The organism is Acinetobacter sp. HZNU-JH01 (assembly GCF_037996845.1).
Taxonomy (GTDB): domain Bacteria; phylum Pseudomonadota; class Gammaproteobacteria; order Pseudomonadales; family Moraxellaceae; genus Acinetobacter; species Acinetobacter haemolyticus.
In genome coordinates this window covers 1,638,520-1,659,138 of record NZ_JBBMZX010000001.1, presented here as the reverse complement: position 1 = coordinate 1,659,138, position 20,619 = coordinate 1,638,520, and the positions used below count along the sequence as shown (strand labels likewise).

General features: G+C 41.3%; 18 protein-coding genes and 4 tRNA genes. 12 read left to right on the top strand and 10 right to left on the bottom strand.

Going from position 1 to position 20,619, the window contains the following annotated elements; translation table 11 throughout:
- Nucleotides 1-30: 30 nt before the first annotated feature.
- Together AAC851_RS07950 and AAC851_RS07945 are read right to left on the bottom strand one after the other, a co-directional pair.
- Nucleotides 31-246, bottom strand: coding sequence for a hypothetical protein (locus tag AAC851_RS07950; RefSeq protein ID WP_340600728.1), 216 nt, complete (start codon nt 244-246; stop codon nt 31-33).
- A 145-nt stretch (nt 247-391) separates the two neighbouring features.
- Nucleotides 392-1,084, bottom strand: coding sequence for a hypothetical protein (locus AAC851_RS07945; RefSeq protein ID WP_340600727.1), 693 nt, complete (start codon nt 1,082-1,084; stop codon nt 392-394).
- A 211-nt stretch (nt 1,085-1,295) separates the two neighbouring features.
- Between AAC851_RS07945 and AAC851_RS07940 the strand changes: the two genes are divergently transcribed.
- From AAC851_RS07940 to AAC851_RS07910, 7 genes are all read left to right on the top strand, one after another.
- On the top strand, nt 1,296-1,655 hold the full coding sequence (locus AAC851_RS07940) for a cation efflux protein, CzcI-like (protein ID WP_445290553.1): 360 nt from the start codon (nt 1,296-1,298) through the stop codon (nt 1,653-1,655).
- Between the two features lie 163 nt (nt 1,656-1,818).
- On the top strand, nt 1,819-2,004 hold the full coding sequence (locus AAC851_RS07935; protein WP_161419757.1) for a hypothetical protein: 186 nt from the start codon (nt 1,819-1,821) through the stop codon (nt 2,002-2,004).
- Nucleotides 2,005-2,154: 150 nt separating this feature from the next.
- Complete coding sequence (locus tag AAC851_RS07930; protein ID WP_005088536.1) at nt 2,155-2,583, top strand: cation efflux protein, CzcI-like; 429 nt, start codon at nt 2,155-2,157, stop codon at nt 2,581-2,583.
- A gap of 54 nt (nt 2,584-2,637) precedes the next feature.
- Nucleotides 2,638-4,059 carry a TolC family protein gene (locus AAC851_RS07925; RefSeq protein WP_161419758.1) on the top strand — a complete coding sequence of 474 codons (1,422 nt, stop codon included), beginning with the start codon at nt 2,638-2,640 and terminating at the stop codon, nt 4,057-4,059.
- 4 nt (nt 4,060-4,063) lie between these two features.
- Nucleotides 4,064-5,305, top strand: coding sequence for an efflux RND transporter periplasmic adaptor subunit (locus tag AAC851_RS07920; protein ID WP_160126436.1), 1,242 nt, complete (start codon nt 4,064-4,066; stop codon nt 5,303-5,305).
- Nucleotides 5,295-8,456, top strand: a complete 3,162-nt coding sequence (locus AAC851_RS07915) for an efflux RND transporter permease subunit (RefSeq protein ID WP_160126437.1) — start codon at nt 5,295-5,297, stop codon at nt 8,454-8,456. Before AAC851_RS07920 ends, AAC851_RS07915 begins: the two co-directional genes overlap by 11 nt.
- Before the next feature lie 212 nt (nt 8,457-8,668).
- Entirely contained in the window at nt 8,669-9,613 is a 945-nt protein-coding gene (locus AAC851_RS07910; RefSeq protein ID WP_005087053.1) for a cation diffusion facilitator family transporter, read from the top strand.
- Nucleotides 9,614-9,637: 24 nt separating this feature from the next.
- Here AAC851_RS07910 and AAC851_RS07905 read toward each other — a convergent pair whose 3' ends face one another.
- Complete coding sequence (locus AAC851_RS07905) at nt 9,638-9,976, bottom strand: hypothetical protein (RefSeq protein ID WP_004641358.1); 339 nt, start codon at nt 9,974-9,976, stop codon at nt 9,638-9,640.
- Between the two features lie 226 nt (nt 9,977-10,202).
- Between AAC851_RS07905 and AAC851_RS07900 the strand changes: the two genes are divergently transcribed.
- Both AAC851_RS07900 and AAC851_RS07895 read left to right on the top strand, forming a co-directional pair.
- A complete protein-coding gene (locus tag AAC851_RS07900; protein WP_340600725.1) occupies nt 10,203-11,822 on the top strand; it encodes a hypothetical protein in 1,620 nt (539 codons plus the stop codon).
- A gap of 168 nt (nt 11,823-11,990) precedes the next feature.
- Complete coding sequence (locus tag AAC851_RS07895; protein WP_004641354.1) at nt 11,991-12,926, top strand: hypothetical protein; 936 nt, start codon at nt 11,991-11,993, stop codon at nt 12,924-12,926.
- Nucleotides 12,927-12,982: 56 nt separating this feature from the next.
- Here AAC851_RS07895 and AAC851_RS07890 read toward each other — a convergent pair.
- The 7 genes from AAC851_RS07890 to AAC851_RS07860 all read right to left on the bottom strand — a co-directional run bounded on the left by AAC851_RS07890 (nt 12,983) and on the right by AAC851_RS07860 (nt 17,091).
- A tRNA-Glu gene (locus AAC851_RS07890) sits at nt 12,983-13,058 on the bottom strand.
- A gap of 31 nt (nt 13,059-13,089) precedes the next feature.
- Nucleotides 13,090-13,165, bottom strand: a tRNA-Glu gene (locus tag AAC851_RS07885).
- 214 nt (nt 13,166-13,379) lie between these two features.
- Nucleotides 13,380-14,795, bottom strand: a complete 1,416-nt coding sequence (locus AAC851_RS07880; protein ID WP_340600724.1) for an amino acid permease — start codon at nt 14,793-14,795, stop codon at nt 13,380-13,382.
- A 111-nt stretch (nt 14,796-14,906) separates the two neighbouring features.
- Nucleotides 14,907-14,982: transfer RNA gene (locus AAC851_RS07875), tRNA-Glu, on the bottom strand.
- 121 nt (nt 14,983-15,103) lie between these two features.
- Nucleotides 15,104-15,179: transfer RNA gene (locus AAC851_RS07870), tRNA-Ala, on the bottom strand.
- A 58-nt stretch (nt 15,180-15,237) separates the two neighbouring features.
- Entirely contained in the window at nt 15,238-16,746 is a 1,509-nt protein-coding gene (gltX, locus tag AAC851_RS07865) for a glutamate--tRNA ligase (RefSeq protein WP_340600723.1), read from the bottom strand.
- Between the two features lie 105 nt (nt 16,747-16,851).
- Nucleotides 16,852-17,091: a DUF4179 domain-containing protein gene (locus AAC851_RS07860; protein WP_445290557.1), complete on the bottom strand. Its 240-nt coding sequence runs from the start codon at nt 17,089-17,091 to the stop codon at nt 16,852-16,854.
- Nucleotides 17,092-17,510: 419 nt separating this feature from the next.
- Between AAC851_RS07860 and rsmH the strand changes: the two genes are divergently transcribed.
- The 3 genes from rsmH to ftsI are packed head-to-tail and all read left to right on the top strand — an operon-like array spanning nt 17,511 to nt 20,612.
- The gene (gene rsmH, locus AAC851_RS07855) at nt 17,511-18,434 is read left to right on the top strand and encodes a 16S rRNA (cytosine(1402)-N(4))-methyltransferase RsmH (protein WP_340600721.1); all 924 of its coding nucleotides are present in this window, start codon (nt 17,511-17,513) and stop codon (nt 18,432-18,434) included.
- Nucleotides 18,434-18,772, top strand: coding sequence for a cell division protein FtsL (gene ftsL, locus AAC851_RS07850; RefSeq protein ID WP_004641340.1), 339 nt, complete (start codon nt 18,434-18,436; stop codon nt 18,770-18,772). Before rsmH ends, ftsL begins: the two co-directional genes overlap by 1 nt.
- 10 nt (nt 18,773-18,782) lie before the next feature.
- Nucleotides 18,783-20,612, top strand: coding sequence for a penicillin-binding protein PBP3 (gene ftsI / locus AAC851_RS07845; RefSeq protein ID WP_004641338.1), 1,830 nt, complete (start codon nt 18,783-18,785; stop codon nt 20,610-20,612).
- The last annotated feature ends 7 nt before the right edge of the window (nt 20,613-20,619 follow it).

Here is a 20,619-nt window from a genome sequence, read left to right as displayed (position 1 = left end):
ATAAAAAAAACCAGCCTGAGGGCTGGTTTTTTAATTTCTTATATGAATGATACTTGCAAATCCTTCATCTAGTGTTGGGGATTCTATGGCATCAAAAATAATATTATAAGGCTCTTCCTTTATTTTTTCGTCAGCCCAAGTACTTTTACCAGCAGCTTGGCAACCAATCAGGACATAAACGATTTGTACGTTTGAGTTGTTAATGATTTCATTTTCCAAGTCATGAAAGCATTTTGCCCATGCCATCTGATTTCGTTCACTTGTGAAGACTCTACCAGAGACAGTTTCTAAATAGTGGTCGGGGTTGATATGCATGCTTTTAATTTAATATTTTTGAGTAATGATGTAGACCTTATTTTAGGCTGAATAAGGTCTTGAGTTCTATAATAGGCTATTTATTAAAATCACCATTTAGATCTGCCCAGATCAGTGACGGAGCGACAGTAACCACATCAAAGGTCATGGCTAATGGATATAAAGCCATGCGCGTTGCCTTTTTAAATGGATGCTTTGTCGTTATCTCAGTCTTTTGCTGTAAGGTAATCGCGTAGGGCACTGGGAGTTTCTGTTGGATCTTTTGTGCTTCTGTGTTTTGATAAATCTTGCCCTTAAAGCGAATGATGGTGAAAGGGTAAAAAACTTGTTGTTGATTTTCCATCGCCATGTAATGGTTGATAAACCCTAATGATTTTAAAAACTCTTTCTGCTTTTCATCCATTTTCGACGTTGTTGTATTATATCGAATCGTGATTTCACCATGAAAATGGGTAGCATCATCCATCACTAGCTCGATTGGGGATGGTGTTTTTAACGTTCTCTGTTCTGCTGGAATGCTTTTGATAATATTGAGTAAGTTTGAGCTGCCTTCCGTCATCAAATAATTATAGTCTTGACCGACAAATATAAAACCGTACTCCTTCTGATCTTGGACTGCTTGGCCCAATGCAATAATTTGATCTGTTTTTAAGGTCGTGGTTTGCGTCTGTGTTGTTTCATTGGGTAAAGCGTCGGAAAGCAATGTCGTCGCACAACCGCCAAGACTTAAACATGCTGTTACTGCGAAAATAAAAAAAGTTTTATACATAAATATTACTCGAACCATTAAAGAAATTATTTTTGTCTATCTCATGAAGTGTTAAGTTGTGTTGCTTGATTGAATAAAAGCGCAACTCACAACCCTATTGTAATTTTATTACAGCATGCTTGGCTGCTATAGTACCTTTCTGCAATTTACTGTTAATGGTGTGCTGTTGCGACGTTCACTTGTATTCATGACACTCTTGCTAAGTTTGTTCATGTTCCAAAGTATTTGGAACGTGGCGGCAGCGTATTGCGGTCATGAAAGTGCAACTCAGCAGGCTGTTTCGGTTAATCATTTTGGTCATCATGCGTTGGATAACTCTAAAGAGCAACAAAGTTCTTTAGTCGCAGTTCAAGAGGCAGATGCTTCATGGTTGGTTGATGTGCAAGATCATCACGATCATTTGCCAACATGTTTTCATGCAATTGTTATTCAAGAACAACAGCAATTGAAGCAACCAATTCTACGGATACATGAATTAGAACAAAAATATAACTGGTCCAATCATTACCAGTCGCCATATCTAACAAGCTTAAATCCCCCTCCAGTCTTTGCCCTGCTATTGGTGGGATAGTTTCAAAATACTCACCAGAAAGCGCTCTATTTCAATACATCATTTTACCATTTTGCTAGGTAAATGATTGAAGTAGATCATAAATGAACAATTTTATTCATTTTGTTTGGAGGTCAAATCCTCGAATCAGATGAATCAAAAACATTTAAATCAGGTGAAGATAATGTTGATTCAATTTAATAAAAAACTATGTTTTATGGTGTTATTCCTTTCAGCAAGCTTGGCAAATGCAGATGGAGGTTTGATTTTCTTAGAAAGAAATCTTCAGTCTCAGCAAGAAATGAAAGCAAATGTCGAACATGACATGAAGCACAGCAATACCAAGCATAAGTGTAAATCATCGGGTTAATTTTTTAGGGGACTGCTTGGCAAGTGAGCAGTCCCCGACTGTCAAAATGTATTGATTAGTTTTTGTGAATCTTGTGTTTTTAAAAAGATTTTAGTGCTGAATGGAGAGATGTAATTTTATTACATCAAACTTCCTTGCTATAGTTCAGTTGTGCAATTTTTGACTAAAGAGAAAACTTTGCGTCGATCAAGTATTTTTATAACCGTCTTGCTCAGCCTTTTCATATTCCAAAGCCTTTGGAATGTGGCGGCAGCGTATTGTGGTCATGAAAGTACAACGCAGCAAACTGTTTCTGTTGGTCATTTCGGTCATCATGTACCAGAAAATATAGATGTGACGGAAATATCTGTCTTGAAGGTAAATCAAGATTCAAGTGATTTGCCGATGCCATTAAGTTTGCAAGATCACCATGATCATTTGCCATCTTGTTTTCATGTGGTGGTTACTGAAGCACAGCAACAGCTTGATCATCTTGTTTTGAGTGATCATGAAACAAAACAAAAATATTATTGGTCTAATTCTTATCAGTCTCCGCATCTATCTGGATTAAATCCGCCGCCGCTACTAACCCCGCTATAGGTGGGGTAGCCAAAAAATAGCCCACCGCAACTTTATTTATTTGCGGGGCTTTATATGTCTTTTAATCTATCTCAGCGTATCGGTACGTTGAAAAATCACACGCTCAATCCTGCGACGCATTCCATTGCTTTGAAATATTCGGTATTGGCTTTAATTGCGGTGCTTTCCAGCCCATCGGTTTTGGCGGAATCATTATTAAATGCGAATCAATCATCGATCACTATCGTACAGCAAAATGCGAGCTTTGATGGGGTGTTAGCGCGTGTTCGCAACTATCAAAATCAACAATCCAGTTGGCAAACACAGCAACAAATGGCGAGTGTGCAACTTAAGCAAAGTGCTCTGTGGGCCAATCCTAGTCTTTCGGTCGAACAAACAGGCTTGCAAAGTGATCAGGATCGCGAACTGTCCATTGGTATTTCACAACCTTTAGATCTATTTGGGCAGCGAAAGGCCGCGCAAAAGGTCGCGAAGCTTTCTGCTCACCAAGTAGATTTGTCACAGCAGCGTTATAACGCTGAATTGGAATTGATCGTGCAGTATGCATGGTCTCAAGTGGCTTTATTGCAATTGGAAAAAACAGCGATTGCTGAGCAATTGCAAGTGAGTCAGCAAAACTTAGACGCAACTGAAAAGCGCTATCAAGCGGGCAGTATCGCTCAGGTTGATGTGGAGCGGGTTCGTATGGCACATCTTGAGAACCAGCGACTTAGCCAACAAGCAGATTTACAGCTCCAAGTTGCGCAAAAACAGTTGGCTGGATTATGGGGGGAAAGCACGCCATCTTTTTCGATTCAGCCCAATGTAAATGAGCTTTGGACGCAGGCAATGACCATTCAAACTGTGTCTGAACAAAATCAGAACCTTTTTGAACAAGGTTTACAACTCGAAACGCAGCGTCAACAGGCGCATATTGAACAGCTCAAAGCGCAGTCGCGTCCTCAACCAACGATGACTTTGGGGGTAAATCGTACGCGTTCGGCAGACCAAAATACTGAAAGTCAAATTCGATTAGGCGTAGAGATCCCACTCAATATTTTTAATTCACAAAAATATGGAATCCAAATTGCGCAAGCTAAACAGACTTTAATTCAACAACAGCAGCGTTTTTATCGTCAGCAAAATCAGTTGGATATCGATCTTCGCATGACTGAGTTAAAAGCCTTGCAAAGCCAATATCAACAATTGAGTGATCAGCAAATACCGTTAGCGATACAAGTTCAACAAAAAACCTTGCAAGGTTTCCGGTTGGGTAAGTTTTCCGTGACAGATGTTCAGCAAGCCACAATCCAGCTACAAGACGTTCGTTTGCGTAAAGTCCAACTGCTCAAGCAAGCATGGCAACTCAATATCGATGTGCAAACGGCACGTATGGGGCTTTCCTCAGATCAGATCACTGCTAAAGATGCATTGATGCAACTCAACCAACGCATGTGGCAACAAGCAAGTGCTTTCCCAAGCCAAGTCGGAGAATAATGTAATGAAGATGAAATCAAAAATGCCTAAGCAATGGGTTTGGATTGCAGTCATCCTTGTTGTTACAGGTTTTCTCGCAACAGTTTTACTCTGGGAAAAAGGCAGTAAGCCACAAAGTGAACAAGGTCATTCTCATCAGGAAAATGAGGCAGATGAACATACAAGTGAGGCATCAACTGAGGAGCATGATGAAGACGGTCTGAGTTTGACCTTAGAGCAAATGCAACAGCATAACTTGAAGCTTGCTCAAGTGGCTATGGGTGAGGTCAATCAGATTCAAAGTTATCCTGCAAAATTGGTTGTTAATACGGATCGACAAGCTCATGTGTCGCCAAGTTTTGCGGGACGAGTTGAATCGGTTTATGTCGAATTAGGGCAGCAAGTGAAACGTGGTCAAGCATTGGCAAATCTTCTCGTGCCAGATTTGGTTGATCAACAAGCCAACTTGCAAATTGCGCAAACCAATTTGGAACTTGCAAAGCAAGATTATGAGCGTGAACGAAGCTTATGGTCACAAGGAATTTCAGCTAAGCAAGAATATCAACGTGCTTACAATGCCTATCGCCAAGCACAAATCCAAGTTCAAGCTGCACGTTCACGTTTAACGGCTTTTGGCGCTGGTTCTGGCTCGAATGGTCGGTACACCTTAACCGCACCCATTAGTGGTGTAATTAGCAATAAAGATATTGTGATTGGAGAAAATGTTCAACTCGCTGACCAATTATTTACCATTGATCAGCTAGATCAATTGTGGTTGGAATTTGTGTTGCCGACTATAGCGAATGTCAATGTGCAACCAAACCAACAGATTCGATTTAAGTCACTACAAACAGGCAATATTTTTAATGCTCAAGTACAAAGCCTGACAACAGAAGCTGATGCACAAACAGGTCGTTTACAGGTTCGTGCCAAAGTGCAATCCAATGCGACTGAATTGCGTCCAAATCTCATGGTGAATGTGGAATTGCAATCTGGTTCAACTGCATCAGTGATGCGTGTGAGTGCAGAGGCAATTCAACAAGTTGATGGCAAGCAGGTGGTATTCGTTGCAGAGAAAAATCAGGACAAAGGTTTTGAGTTTAAAGCAGTTCCAGTACAAATTGGGCAGCGAAACATTTCAGAGAGGCAGGATGGTGAGTGGGTTGAAATTAAGCAAGGTTTAAGTGTTGGGCAATCCTATGTCGCAGCAGGCAGTTTCCTACTGAAATCGGAACTTGAGAAAGGAGAAGCGGAACATGACCACTAATTCTTCTCAGTTACCTAAACCCGAAGGGCTGTTTGATCGTTTGATCCAGTTTGCGATTCGCAATGCCATTTGGGTTATGCTCTTTGTGATGACATGGATTGCCATTGGTGTCTGGAGTTATCAAAAACTGCCGATTGATGCGGTACCTGATATTACCAATACGCAGGTACAAATTAATACTCAGGCCAATGGTTATACTGCTTTAGAAGTTGAGCAAAGGATTACTTATCCGATTGAAACAGCGATGGCTGGTATTCCGAATCTGGAACAGACGCGCTCAATTTCGCGCTATGGTCTATCCCAAGTGACCATTATTTTTAAAGATGGTACGGATATTTACTGGGCACGACAGTTGATTAATCAGCGTTTGCAGGAGGCTGATGGGCAGTTGCCTGATGCAGTTGATCCTGTGATGTCACCGATTTCCACAGGACTTGGAGAGATCTACCAATGGGTGATTAAAGCCAAAGCCGATGCCAAAAAAGAGGACGGAACACCCTATACGGCTATGGATTTGAGAGAGATCCAAGACTGGATCGTACGGCCTCAATTACAGCGAGTCAAAGGTGTAGCCGAAATTAATAGTATTGGTGGCTATAACAAAACCTATATTGTTTCCCCAGATTTAAAGCGGTTGCAGCAACTCCAGATTTCCTTAACCGAATTCCAAACGGCGTTACAGGAAAATAATGAGAACCGTGGTGCTGGCTTTATTGAAGAAAATGGTCAGCAGCTCACAGTGCGTGTACCGGGGATGTTGAGCAGCGTTGAAGATATTCAAAATATTACGGTCAGTGTTAAAAATGGTCTACCCATTCGTGTTGCAGATATTGCCTCGGTTGCGATTGGTCATGATTTACGCACAGGTGCGGCAACCTATAATGGCGAGGAAACCGTTCTTGGCATTGCCATGATGATGATGGGTGAAAATAGCCGTACCGTTGCCCAAGCTGTTGATGCGAAAATCCAAGAAATTCAAATGACCTTGCCAAAAGGTGTTGAGATTGAAACGGTCTATGATCGTACCAGTCTCGTGAATAAAGCCATTAAAACAGTTCAAAAAAACTTAGTAGAAGGTGCGATTCTCGTCATCGTCATTCTATTTATTTTCTTGGGAAATTTCCGAGCAGCACTAATTACAGCCTGCGTTATTCCACTCTCAATGTTATTTACGCTTACAGGAATGGCAGAGCAGAACATCAGTGCCAACTTGATGAGCTTGGGTGCATTGGATTTCGGGATTATCGTCGATGGCGCAGTTGTTATTGTAGAGAACTGTATTCGGCGATTGGCAGAAGCACAGCATCATGCAGGGCGGTTATTAACCCGACAAGAGCGTTTTAAAGAAGTCTTTCTTGCTGCAAAACAGGCACGGAAACCTTTATTGTTTGGGCAAGCCATTATTATGGTGGTGTATTTACCTATTTTCGCTTTAACAGGTGTTGAGGCGAAGATGTTCCATCCAATGGCGATGACCGTAGTCATGGCATTGCTAGGTGCAATGATTCTGTCGGTCACGTTTGTACCAGCTGCGGTTGCGTTATTTGTCACGGGTGAGGTGAAAGAGAAAGAATCGCGTTGGATGCAAGCTTTAAAAGGAAAATATCAACAGCTTTTAGATCTGGCTTATCAGTTTAGGTTGGTCGTGGTGACTTTAGCGATCAGCATTTTACTGTTGACGGGAATTTTAAGCACCAAGATCGGGAGTGAGTTTGCGCCACAGTTAAGTGAGGGTGATTTTGCCGTGCAGCAAATGCGTTCTCCAAGTACGGGTTTAGAGCAGTCTTTGCGGATGCAAGAAACCACTGAAAAGTTGATTTTGAAAAACTTCCCTGAAGTAAAAGCGATTTTTGCACGAACAGGGACGGCTGAGGTGGCAACCGATGTGATGCCACCTAATATTTCAGATGCGGTGATTTTATTAAAGCCGAAAAAGGAATGGGAAAATCCCAAAGAGAGCATTGATGAATTACGTACACGAATGCAAGCCTTTTTGGCAACGATTCCTGGTAATAACAGTGAGTTTTCCCAACCGATTGAATTGCGTTTTAATGAGTTGATCTCAGGCATACGTAGTGATGTTGGTATCAAGGTTTTTGGTGATGATATGGATGTATTGAATACGCAAGCTCAAGCAATTGCGCAAAAAGTACAGAATATATCCGGTGCGACAGCGGTAAAAGTCGAACAAACCAGTGGATTACCTGTATTAAATGTGGAGATTAATCACGCTTTGGCTGCGCAGTATGGTTTATCCGTAAGAAGTATTCAGGATGTTGTTGCTGCGAGTGTAGGTGGACAAAATGTTGGGCAAATCTTGCAAGGAGATCGTCGTTTTGATTTTGAAATTCGTTTGCCAGACAACCAACGTACCGCACAAAGCTTGGCACAACTCCCAATCCAGTTACCGAATGGTGGTTTAGTTCAATTGCAAGACGTTGCCAAAGTCGAAACGATTTCTGGTATGAGTCAAGTCGGTCGTGAAAATGGTAAACGTCGAGTCATTGTCACTGCAAATGTGGAAGGTCGTGATTTAGGTTCATTTGTGCAAGAGTTACAAGCCACATTAAAACAGCAACCTTTACCCGCGGGCTATTGGCTGGAATACGGTGGACAGTTTGAAAACTTGGCATCGGCGGCGGCACGTATGCAGATCGTCATTCCTTTGGCCTTGATTGCAATTTTTACTTTGTTAATGGCGGTATTCCATAATTTCAAAGAGAGTTTATTGGTGTTTAGTGGTGTGCCATTTGCTTTATCTGGCGGTCTTGTGGCGTTGTGGTTGCGAGATATTCCATTGTCGATGTCTGCAGGTGTCGGTTTTATTGCGCTTTCAGGTGTCGCAGTCCTAAATGGTTTGGTGATGCTCAGTTTTATTAAAGAGCTTCGTGAACAATTTGACCTGCATATTGCCACATGGCAAGGTGCGATTTTACGGTTACGCCCTGTTTTGATGACTGCTTTTGTGGCATCACTGGGTTTTATTCCGATGGCGATCGCAACGGGTACAGGTGCTGAAGTTCAGCGTCCACTAGCAACAGTGGTGATCGGTGGAATTATTTCATCGACTTTACTGACTTTGGTGATCTTGCCTGTGGTCTATCGTTGGATGAATGAGAAAGCGACCAGTCAGGCTATTTTGGAGGAATGACAGCCTTGGCTATCGTGATAGGCGGCAAGGATGCCGCCTGTTAGACAGGGTTTACAGGGATGTACCCTCTGTCTAACAAGGGATTTTGCCTACTTTGATCCTTCAAAGTAGGAAAACGCCTATACATAATGTATTTGATTTAACCTTTAATTCGAGGCAGTGTAGCAAGATAAAATCAATATTCTTGCTTACATAATTATAAGGAGTCCAACATGAGTGGACATCAAGGTCATGATCACAGCCATGCAGCTGTAACTGAAGGCAATATAAAAAAACTCACAATCGCACTTATTCTGACATCAACGTTTTTAGTTGTAGAAGTGATTGCAGGTTTAATCACACAAAGTTTAGCACTGTTGTCCGATGCTGCACATATGTTTACAGATGCTGCTGCACTGGCGATTGCTTTGGCTGCGATCCAAATCGCAAAACGACCAGCAGATAATAAACGTACCTTTGGTTATCAGCGTTTTGAAATTCTCGCGGCATTATTTAACGCCTGTATGCTGTTTTTTGTTGCGATGTATATTTTGTATGAAGCCTATCAGCGTTTTACTCAACCACCTGAAATTAATAGTTTAGGTATGCTGATTGTGGCATCACTGGGTTTAGTGGTGAATCTGATCTCGATGAAAATGTTGATGTCCAGTGCTTCAGAGAGTTTAAATATCAAAGGTGCATATCTAGAAGTACTCAGTGATGCTTTGGGGTCAGTCGGCGTTATTGTGGGTGCAATCGTGATTTATTACACCAATTGGTATTGGGTGGATACGATTATTGCGGTTGCAATTGGATTCTGGGTACTTCCGAGAACATGGATTTTATTGAAGCAGAGTATCAATATCTTATTGGAAGGCGTACCTGAAGAAATCGATATTGAAAAATTAAGGAATGATTTATTGGCATTGGATGGCGTTGAAAGCATTCATCAACTTAAGGTGTGGGCGATTACTTCTAAAAATATTCATCTGACGGTCCATCTATTTGCACCTCATGCCGATCGTAATCAATTACATCGAGCGGCCACGGAAATGTTGGCACATCAACATGAAATCAGGGAAATGACGATACAAATCGAAGATGATGCAGAAATGAATTGTGAACACACACATCAACATGATGCCAAATCTGATACAGATCATTCACATCAGCATTAAGCTGATGTGAATTTTTGACGGTACTTAGTTGTGCCAGTCATGGCCACAGTCACGGCATTTCCAATGTTTTTGTGCTTGCATGAAAGCTTGCATTGAAATTTTAAAATCTGGTAGATCACGCCAAAATAAACCACCTGCAATCACACAGATCACAAATACTACAATCGTTGTGATTTGAAGCCCTTGACCTGCACCATTACCAAAAATCCACATGGCAATACTAATCAGTACCAAGATCAGTAAAATAAAAATAGCAGGAACCAAAAGAACTAAGCTTTTTGGCACGTTAGGGCGTGGACTATTTGCACCCTGACTGGCAGGCATTATTTTTACGCTTTGGCATTTAGGACAACGGTATTGCATAGATTTTTCCTATTGTGTTTTGAGTAGTTTAGCGAAAAAACCGCAAAAGCTAAAATCTAGAAATGTTTAAATCGTCAAATTTAGATGACCGAAAGGGGAGAGAATTGCTCAAGTCTTTATTTCACTATTTTAAACCCACCTGCATCTCGTCTAAACATGGTCGCTAATCGACATGAACTCATGCTAAGTTGAAGCTAAATTGGCTGAATAGTGCGCAAGGAAAGGCATGTTACCGACCAAAATTCTCAAATTACGTTTGGCACGGATTGCCAAAGGAAAAGCACATCTTTCCACACAAAACAAACTCATGTTAGTCACTATGGAAAGCCCAGATCTGAGTGCTCACTTTATTTTACGTTTATTTAAAATGTCATTGCCAAAGCAATGGAAATTTAAACATGAGACAGCAGAAGACATCTTTTACTCAACGCAATTGATCGAATTGATCGAGACAGAGTTGATCGCTGCTTATGAAATGCATGCACGGAAATATGCTTGGTATGAACAGTGCTTGATGTATCTCTTGAACTTCGTGGTTTTACATCCCACACAGCAGCAAATCAATGCGTATCTACGACAGCTGGATCAGTGCTTAGATCAAGCACCTAAAATTGATTTGTTAAAGTATTTTCAGCAGCATTATCCTAGCACTCAACATGCGATTGCTTTGGCAAAATCTTATGCTGGTGCAGAACAATATACTCAGGCAATCGAACAATATGAATGGGCAATGCAATATGCGACCCAACCCAATGAAGTGGCTTTTTTTGCTTATGTAAATTGTTTGATTCAACGGCAACAACAATATCGAGCTGATGTAAGTGATGTGGCTTATGCGATTGATCTGCTATGTCGCTATAAAAAGCCAATTGATCAAAAAGCCTATCGAAAAACTATTCAAAATGCAGTCACCGCATTTTTACCACCTGCGACTCTCCAAAGCCGCGCTGTAGAAACGCATGTGTTAGCAGATGTTGGACGCAGTTTAAATGCTATAGGCAAATCGATGGGTGGGATATTCGGGAGCAAAAATGTCGATATTCCTTACAGCCAGCAGGTGATCGAAAGTGCGCCCCAGTTATTAATGGATTCACATATTGTAGAAAGTTTAATTCAATCTGATCTCATGCAAGCTGCAATGCAGCGCCTATGTGGATCATCATCAATTGAGCAAACGGTCTCGACACATCTTTTGGGGAATTTATGGCTATTGCTCAGTCAAAACAATCGAGCACTTTCATTAGTCACTCAATCATTACAAAGCAATCAACTACATGAGTTGCTGAATGATCATCAGCTTAAGACAACTTCGTCATTGGAACTTGGTGACATTCAAACTATTCTTAATCAAGGCTTAGTGGCCTATCTAGGCGATGCTCGACTTGATAAGCATCATCCTGAGCGGTCTATATTGTATGCGCAGCGTGATGCGTTGGTTGCGGAAATGATTGGGTTAGCGATTTGGTTTCAACAAACTATTCTTTATCCGTTCGCTGACCAACAAGCTCGACAAGTGCAGGAAATGCAAAAACATTTGGGTGAGCAATTGAATAACATGACTTTATCCAGTGGATTATTTGCTTATCAATACGAGAAGCAACAACGAGCACAGGATTTATGTGTTTGGTTACAACGAAAATTGGACAAAGGCACAGAGTTCGAAAAAATACAGGCTGCGTGGGTGAGCTTAAGGGAATTGAAACATTTTCATTTGGATGAGGGAGAAGAAAAGATCGCACAGTTACAGCGAAGTTTAGAACACTATAGACAAATCCGTTTAAAACAGATTGTCATGGTACAACCAACGGTCGCTATATCTCCTGTACAACAGCATGATGACCAGTAGGTAAAATAAAACTCAATGTTGAGTGGTTAAAAACTTGATGTTATGCAACAAAAATAAGCAAATCGCTTTCTGTTGCATGCTAATCTAGAAAGAAAGATTCGAACTGTTCAAAAAGTGAATCGTCACGAATAACAATGAACGAGTAAGAAAGGGAAGAGGGAGAACATCTTGAATCGACAAGATGATAAAAAGGCAATGTTCGATATTATGCCTGCCGACACAGCATCATCTGATGAGAAGCCATCATTGTCACGTCGCCTAATTAATAAAACGCTACAACACGCACAGGATGCGGTAGAGTTTGCCAGTGATACATCTCGTAATATCGCAGAGGTGGCTGATGCAGCATTAGATGCTTTAGATCACGTCACGCATCATACTAAACGTGGTGTAGAGGGGGTACGAAACTCTGTGCGCGGTATGGTGACTGAAACCAGTGAAGCAGCACGTCAAGTTGCATTGAGTATGGCTCGTGCTTCGTTGGGGCGAAGCAGCCTAACCTTGTATCTTCCCGAAATGTTACTCAATAATCAGATTAGAAAGCGGATTGATCGCAGTGAGATCGATGATATTAAAGTCGAGTGTGGAAATGATCGCTTTCACATTGAATTGGATGGGCATTATCATCGTTTCTTGTACCGTTTATCACTTGAGTTTAATGTCTTGGAGTGTCGTATCGGTCAAGAAAAATATCTGCGATTGCGTCAGGTTGACGAACATCTAGATCTACAAGTTCGTCATGGCGGTACACTCACCAACTGGGCAACACGGCGAGTTGGTAATATCAGTTTTGATCTGATTAATTCATTACCTATTCCTTTTCTGATCAATCATTTGATTCGTGATGTGCCTGGTATTCAAAAAGAAGGGCATCGCATTTGGTATATCGATCTTGAAGAAGCAGGTTTTATTGACTTTATTAACAATCGTTCATGGATGGTTGATAAGTTATTAAATTTAACCGACTTTAGTATTTTACCTGGTTTGAATATTTTGCAAGAAAGCCGTGAGTTGGTACAGCAGTTGGTTGATCAATTTGAAATTCGTGGGTTGCGTGTTCAATCAGGACGTTTGGAAGTGCAAGTTGGTATTGGTATCGAATAGCAAATACAACATATAGATAGAAAAAAGCCACTGTCATGCAGTGGCTTTCTAGAATTTGGCGTCCCTACGGGGATTCGAACCCCGGTTACCGCCGTGAAAGGGCGATGTCCTAGGCCTCTAGACGATAGGGACTTATATGAGGCATACATCTGAAACTATAAATTGGCGTCCCTACGGGGATTCGAACCCCGGTTACCGCCGTGAAAGGGCGATGTCCTAGGCCTCTAGACGATAGGGACGTTTCAGAGGTGGGCGTATATTAGGGTGAATTAAGTGGGGTGTCAAACACTTTTCCGCATAAAATTTAAAAAAATAGAATGAGTGTCTAAAAATAAAACATATTGAGGAATAAATAATCAAAAATAAGCAGTTATATCTAAATTTATGATCATTCTGATTTTATGGTGGTATAAAAAAATGCAGACTAAGCTGCATTTTTTTTATAGGTGCTTATTATGTGCGATCACGGTAGAACATGTAATAGCTCAAATAACATCCTGCGATAAAGATTAAACAAGCAATAAAACCAGCATGCATTTCTGGATCTGCGGCCATACTTAACCCTGTAATTGTACAGAAAACAAAACCTAAGATTGGCACGATTGGATATAGTGGCGCAGCAAATTTCAAATCCTTTGCCGTATAACCCGCTTTATACCATTGGCGTCTAAAGTTAAATTGACTCCAACAAATACACATCCATACGATTACCATGGTAAATGCAGCAACACCTAAGAGATTTTTAAAGATGGTTTCAGGCGCATAGTGTTCTGATAAAAGCCCTGGTATCGCACCAAACATGGTCACCACAAGCGCGATAATCGGCGTGCCGCCCTTAGATAATTTTGAGAAAATACTTGGCAGTTGGCGTTGATCCGATAGAGACCACATCATACGTGATGCTGCATAAAGCCCTGAGTTCGCTGCAGAAAGTAATGCGGTAATAATCACAAAACGGATGATGTCATCTGCATATGGGATACCAATATAATTAAATACCGTGACGAACGGGCTGCTACTAACGCCTTCACCGCCCAAGCCTGCAATTTCAAAAGGCAATAAGGCACTAATGACGATAATGGTACCCACAAAGAAAATTAATAAGCGCCAAATCGCTGCATTAATCGCTTTAGGTACATTTACAGCTGGATCTTTAGTTTCACCCGCAGCGACCCCAATCAACTCTGTGCCAGAGAAGGCAAAGTTAACAATCAGCATTGTGGTAAAAATTGGAATGAGACCCTGAGGAAACCAACCGTGTGAGGTCAAGTTATGAAACAACGGAGCAGATTCTTTGCCTTCGAAAGGAATTAGACCAAAAATGGCTAGCAATCCAAGGATAATAAAGGCAATGACGGTCACAACCTTAACCAAAGCTAACCAAAACTCAGATTCTGCAAAGATGCGAGTAGAACTCAGATTTAGCCCGAAAATAGTCACTGCAAAAATAATGGTCCAAATCCACATCGAAATATGTGGAAACCATTCCTGCATGAGCAGAGCCGCAGCGGTAAATTCTGTACCTAAGGTTGCTGTCCAAGTGAGCCAGTATAGCCAAGAGACCATATACCCTGTGCCTGGACCAATATAGTGTTTGGCGTATGTACCGAAGGACCCTGCTACAGGCATATGTACGGCAAGTTCACCGAGGCACAACATCACCATGTAGGCGATTAAACCACCTAGAATATAAGCGAGAATTGCACCAATCGGTCCTGTTTGGGCGATAACTTCACCCGAACCTAAGAATAGCCCTGTACCAATCGCACCACCGAGAGATAGCATCACTAAGTGGCGAGTACTCATTGCGCGTTTTAATGTTTGTGGCGCATTTTGATCCTGATGAGTATTTGAGTTGGAAGATTGCATACGACAATTTGTCCAAACATGGAGAAGCGGCTATTTTATGTAAAATTCGGAAATGTGCAATCCGATTAATGGAAAGATTGTGAGAAAAATATAATTATTAGAGAAAGAATATGGCGTCCCTACGGGGATTCGAACCCCGGTTACCGCCGTGAAAGGGCGATGTCCTAGGCCTCTAGACGATAGGGACAGATGAGGCATGGTTTGTGTTCAATAAAATATTGTACACATTTAAACTGAGCTTGCCTGTGCACAGCGTAGCTATTTGCTTAAATTTTAAGGAAAAGTTTTACTTTTCTAATCTTAAAATTTGGTGGAGCCAAGCGGGATCGAACCGCTGACCTCTACAATGCCATTGTAGCGCTCTACCAACTGAGCTATGGCCCCAGTTTGTGTGAGGGCAATATTAGGGTGATTACCCTCACACGTCAATGATTAAATTGAATTAATTCTCACTAGTTGCATCATTTTTCGGCAATTTTAGCGATTCATTTAACTTTTCCCAAACTTTCAATTCTTTCTTGCTTGGAGAGCCTACAATTTCCAAGGCATGACGTAAGCGTGCAAAGGTTAAATCTGGTCCAAGTGTAAACATTGCCTGCATCACAGGAGTAGAGCTGGTTGAACCCGCAATTGCAATAAAGAATGCTGGCATGAAATCACGCAGTTTAATCTCCATTTGATTTGCCAAGTCCATTAAGGTTTGACTCACTGTATCGTTATTCCACGTAAACTGACTTTCTAAACGCCAAATCGCAAACTGTAAACTTTGGCGAACTTGCTCTTCAGTTAATTTCTTACTTTCAAATTGTTCTTTACTGATTTGCGGCATGTGATTGAAGTAAAAACCTGCCCAATTCACAGCTTCAGAAAGTAAGTTGATACGAGGCTGAATAGCGGCAGCAATATCTTCAAGGGTTTGGCGATCACTTTTCCACGACAATAAACGATCTAGGAGTTGTCCAGGTGTTAGGCCCTTAATCCACTGACCATTGAGCCAGTTAAGCTTTTCAACATCAAAGATTGGTCCACCCAATGAAACACGCTGTACATCGAAGTTCTCGATCATGTCTTGCAGCGTAAATACTTCACGTTCATCTGGCATTGACCATCCCATACGACCGAGATAGTTGAGGAGGGCTTCAGGTAAGACACCAATGTCACGATAGTAATTGATAGAAGTCGGATTTTTACGCTTAGAGAGTTTTGATTTGTCAGGGTTGCGCAACAGTGGCATGTGACAAAGCGTTGGCATATCCCAACCAAAGTATTGATACAGTAATTGATGCTTAGGGGCTGATGGTAACCATTCTTCACCACGTAATACATGTGTAATTTGCATTAAATGATCATCAACGACGTTGGCAAGATGATAAGTTGGTAGTCCATCAGTCTTTAACAACACTTGCATGTCTACTTGTGCCCATGGGATCTCAACTTCACCACGTAACATATCATTGATTTTGCAGATACCGTCTTCTGGCACTTTCATACGAATAACGTGTGGTTCGCCTGCGGCTAAACGTTGTTGTACTTCTTCTTGTGTGAGTTTAAGGCCGCGACCATCATATTTGGGCGTTTCGCCACGAGCTTGTTGTTCCGCACGCATTTGATCGAGTTCTTCTGCAGTTGCGAAACAATAGAAAGCATGACCTTTTTCGACCAATTCAAGCGCATATTGTTTATAAATTCCCATCCGCTCTGATTGGCGATAAGGTGCATGTGGACCACCTACATCAGGACCTTCAGACCAGTTCAGACCTAACCAACGTAATGAGTCTAAAATCATTTTTTCAGATTCAGGAGTTGAACGCAGTTGATCTGTATCTTCGATACGTAAAATAAATTCACCACCGTGCTGTTTCGCAAAACATAAATTAAATAATGCAATATAAGCAGTACCTACATGTGGGAAACCTGTAGGAGAGGGAGCAATACGGGTACGAACTTTCATAGGTAATCAGGACGTTAAATTAGAATTGAAGCTATTATAACGAAAAAGCCTAGTCACAACATGACTAGGCTCATTTAAACATGTGAAGGGTTACATATTTAAAAACTAAGAGCTATGTGGTTGGAATATCGTCTGTACAAAACGTGAAAAGCGTTCATGTTGACTGGCAAAAAATGTTTGAGTCGGTGTTGTCCGAATGGTATTTAACATTTTGAGCTCATCATCTGTAGATGGTAACATCGCAGTATTGCGTTTTTGTTGGTCAAGTGCCTTCACAATTGGTGATGCAGTTTTTTCCATAGTTTTTAGGTTGTTATTTTCTTTAATTGCGGCAGCATGTCCCATTTGCACAGAACATACTAAAAATAAACTGAGGCATAATGTTTTTTTCATTTCTAATGCTCGCATTGCTAACATCCCCTTCATTAATTGAGTCTAAAAGACTAACTAAGCAAATATAGTATTGCTTTAATAATACGATTCAAACATAAATCTTAATAAAAAAGTAGAACTACGTCACACTTTTTACAAAAATAATAAAATTTATAGCTATTAATACCTACTAACTATAATAGTTCGTCTACTTTGTATACAAGGTGAATTTAGCAAGCAAATGTGTAGAAAACATGGATTGATAGCTTGAATGGTATAAAAAACGGTTTTACCTATGAAAAGTTAAGAATTCTCTACAAAAAGTCGTTTGGTGCTGGCTTAAAACAAGGTGATAATGTGCAGTTACATTTTTAGCTGTTGATTTATCTCTTATGTCGCATATTTCTGTCTTACTTCACGAAACGGTTGATGGCGTATTGGCAGGTCGCGACACGGGTGTTTATGTCGATGCAACCTTTGGTCGTGGTGGTCATACCAAGTTGTTGCTTTCCAAGCTTGATCCAAATGCGCGTGTTTATGCCTTTGATAAAGATCCACAAGCACTTGAGGTTGCAGCTCAGTTAGAACAAGAAGATTCTCGTTTTAAAATCATCCATGCTAGTTTTGCTGACATTCAAGCTGAGTTAGCCAAGATTGGTATTGTTGAAGTTGACGGGATTATGGCGGATCTTGGGGTATCTTCCCCTCAGCTTGACCAAGCAGAGCGTGGTTTTAGCTTTATGCAAGATGGTCCTCTTGATATGCGTATGGATAACTCTCAAGGTTTGACTGCCGCAGAGTGGTTACTCGAAATTGAAGAAGAAAAATTAGCCAATATTATTTACCAATATGGTGAAGAGCGTTATAGCCGACGTATTGCCAAGGCGATTAAGTTGGCCGGTGAAATTACAACTACAGCTCAACTCGCTGAGATTGTTAAAGTGGCTCACCCTAAATGGGAGAAGCATAAACATCCTGCAACTCGAACTTTCCAAGCGATTCGTATCGCAATTAACAAAGAACTAGATGATATTGAGATATTTTTGCCGCAAGCTGTAGAATTATTAAAACCAACAGGACAATTGGCAGTGATTAGCTTCCATTCTTTGGAAGATCGTTTGATTAAACAATTTATTCAAAAAGAGTCGAGTTTGGCTGAAGATCATGGTTGGGGAATGCCTCAAGCGCAAATTGATACCCGCCGTTTAAAGAAAGTCTCTCGTATTCGTGCGAGTGAAGCAGAAGTAAAAGCAAATCCTCGCTCACGCAGTGCATGGTTGCGCGTGGCAGAACGTTTAGAGAAAAAAGGCAAATAATGGACAACAAAAATGATGACGAGGTAATAACAAGCAGCAAAACTGGACTTAAAAAAGTCGTTGTTTATGCTGTACTCGTTGCACTGGTGTTCACAAGTGCATTGATGGTGGTATTTCAAGTGTTTGAATACCGACATGACTATCGTGACTTGAGTGCGCAAATGAGAGAAAGAGATGACTTGAATGCAGAGTGGGGACGTTTGCTGATTGAACAGCAAACTTTTGGCGCAACTGCACAAATCGGCTCTCGTGCTGTGACTCAGCTCCGTATGTTTTCACCACCTGCATCCCAAACGGTTGTGATTTCTTTACCAACGACTTCAAAGCAAGATAAATAAGGCACGCTGTATGGTAGACAAGCGAAATAAACCAACACGAAAAAAACAGCAATCCATTTCTGCTAAACCGACACTGGCTTTGGATATGTGGAGGTTTTATTTGCTTTGGGGAACGGTATTACTTTGTTTTATCGTGATTGTTGCACGTGCTTTCTATGTACAGGTTATTAATAAGGACTTTCTTCAGAATAAGGCCAATGCCAATATTTTGCGTACTGAACGTTTAGAGGCGATGCGCGGTGTGATCAGTGATCGACATGGCGTTCCTTTGGCGATTAGTACACCGATCATGAAAATTGTGATTGACCCAAGAGATTATTGGGATGCCAAGACCCAATTTGATGAGATTACTGCTGAACTGAAAAAGGATCCGAATAATCGTCGATTAAGACGCCAATTACCCAATAAAAATCTGAATTTAGATGAGTTGGCTGACGTTGTCGGTATGGATCGTAAAACGCTGAAAAAACACATGACGGATCGTGCACGATCTCGTTATTTAGTCTTACAGCGTGAAGTACCACCACAGCAAGCAGATTTGATTCTTCAACATAATTTTCAGGGTGTTTATACGGAGAAAAGTTATAAGCGCTATTACCCTCAACCGCAACCGAATGCCCAGATTATTGGCTTGACCAATAGTGAAGGTCGGGGGATTGAAGGTTTAGAAATGCAGTTGAATACTCGACTTGCTGGTGTAGATGGCGAACAAAAAATTATTCGTGATAAAAAGGGTAATCGCTTAAAAGTTTCAGAAGTGATTAAAGAAGTCGAATCTGGTGAAAATATTACCCTTAGTATCGATTCGCGTTTGCAATACATCATGTATCGGGAGCTGACTGCTGCGGGCGTGGCAAATAATGCACGCTCTGCCACTGCGATTGCAGTCGATGTCAAAACGGGTGAAATTTTGGCGATGACCAGTTGGCCTTCTTACAACCCAAATGACAAAGGTGGTTTGAGCAATAAAGATGCCATGCGTAACCGCGGTGCAATTGATATGTTTGAACCAGGCTCAACCATGAAGCCGTTTACCGTTGCTGCGGCATTGGAAAGTGGTCAATACACACCGAACTCGATTGTGAATACCGCTCCGGGCACAATGCGTTTAGGTTGGCATACTATTCGTGATACACATAACTATGGCGCATTGACGCTGACAGGAATCATTGTCAAGTCATCAAATGTTGGATCTGCCAAGTTGGCATTATCTTTACCGAAGGAGGCATTGCCTTCTTTCTTCCGTCGAGCTGGGTTTGGTCAACGCTCAGATGTAAAATTCCCCGGTGAAAGTGCAGGCTTACTCTATTCTGCCGATAAATTAAACTCATCACAATTAGGTACGATGGCCTATGGTTATGGTTTGAATGCGACGATCTTACAGCTTGCACAAGGTTATGCCATGTTGGCAAACCATGGCGTGGAAATGCCTTTGAGTCTTCATAAGCTCGATCAGGTGCCTGAAGGGCGACAGGTGCTCGACCCTAAGATTGCAGATCAAGTCTTGATGATGTTGGAACAAGTGACCTTACCTGGTGGGACGGCTAAACAAGCTGTTATTCCGGGTTATCGCGTCGGCGGTAAAACAGGAACAGCACACAAACTTCGTGCTGACCGAAAAGGTTATTCGAACAGTGAATATCGTGCCTTGTTTGCAGGTGTTGCACCTGTAAGTGATCCCCGTTTGGCAATGATTGTTGTCGTCGAGAATCCACAAGGTCGTTATTATGGTGGTTTAGTTGCAGCGCCTGTATTTGCCAAGATCATGCAAGAGTCATTACGTTTGCTAAATGTACCATTAGATAAACCATTAGATACTTCTATAAAAACCAATCCGTAGGTAAATT

Coding starts and splice junctions, on each gene's coding strand:
- AAC851_RS07950 (WP_340600728.1), bottom strand. CDS start 246: ATGGCATGGGCAAAATGCTTTCATGACTTGGAAAATGAAATCATTAAC.
- rsmH (WP_340600721.1), top strand. CDS start 17,511: ATGTCGCATATTTCTGTCTTACTTCACGAAACGGTTGATGGCGTATTG.
- ftsI (WP_004641338.1), top strand. CDS start 18,783: ATGGTAGACAAGCGAAATAAACCAACACGAAAAAAACAGCAATCCATT.
- gltX (WP_340600723.1), bottom strand. CDS start 16,746: ATGAAAGTTCGTACCCGTATTGCTCCCTCTCCTACAGGTTTCCCACAT.
- AAC851_RS07920 (WP_160126436.1), top strand. CDS start 4,064: ATGAAGATGAAATCAAAAATGCCTAAGCAATGGGTTTGGATTGCAGTC.
- AAC851_RS07900 (WP_340600725.1), top strand. CDS start 10,203: ATGTTACCGACCAAAATTCTCAAATTACGTTTGGCACGGATTGCCAAA.
- AAC851_RS07910 (WP_005087053.1), top strand. CDS start 8,669: ATGAGTGGACATCAAGGTCATGATCACAGCCATGCAGCTGTAACTGAA.
- AAC851_RS07925 (WP_161419758.1), top strand. CDS start 2,638: ATGTCTTTTAATCTATCTCAGCGTATCGGTACGTTGAAAAATCACACG.
- AAC851_RS07935 (WP_161419757.1), top strand. CDS start 1,819: ATGTTGATTCAATTTAATAAAAAACTATGTTTTATGGTGTTATTCCTT.
- AAC851_RS07915 (WP_160126437.1), top strand. CDS start 5,295: ATGACCACTAATTCTTCTCAGTTACCTAAACCCGAAGGGCTGTTTGAT.
- ftsL (WP_004641340.1), top strand. CDS start 18,434: ATGGACAACAAAAATGATGACGAGGTAATAACAAGCAGCAAAACTGGA.
- AAC851_RS07860 (WP_445290557.1), bottom strand. CDS start 17,091: ATGGGACATGCTGCCGCAATTAAAGAAAATAACAACCTAAAAACTATG.
- AAC851_RS07940 (WP_445290553.1), top strand. CDS start 1,296: ATGTTCCAAAGTATTTGGAACGTGGCGGCAGCGTATTGCGGTCATGAA.
- AAC851_RS07880 (WP_340600724.1), bottom strand. CDS start 14,795: ATGCAATCTTCCAACTCAAATACTCATCAGGATCAAAATGCGCCACAA.
- AAC851_RS07945 (WP_340600727.1), bottom strand. CDS start 1,084: ATGTATAAAACTTTTTTTATTTTCGCAGTAACAGCATGTTTAAGTCTT.
- AAC851_RS07905 (WP_004641358.1), bottom strand. CDS start 9,976: ATGCAATACCGTTGTCCTAAATGCCAAAGCGTAAAAATAATGCCTGCC.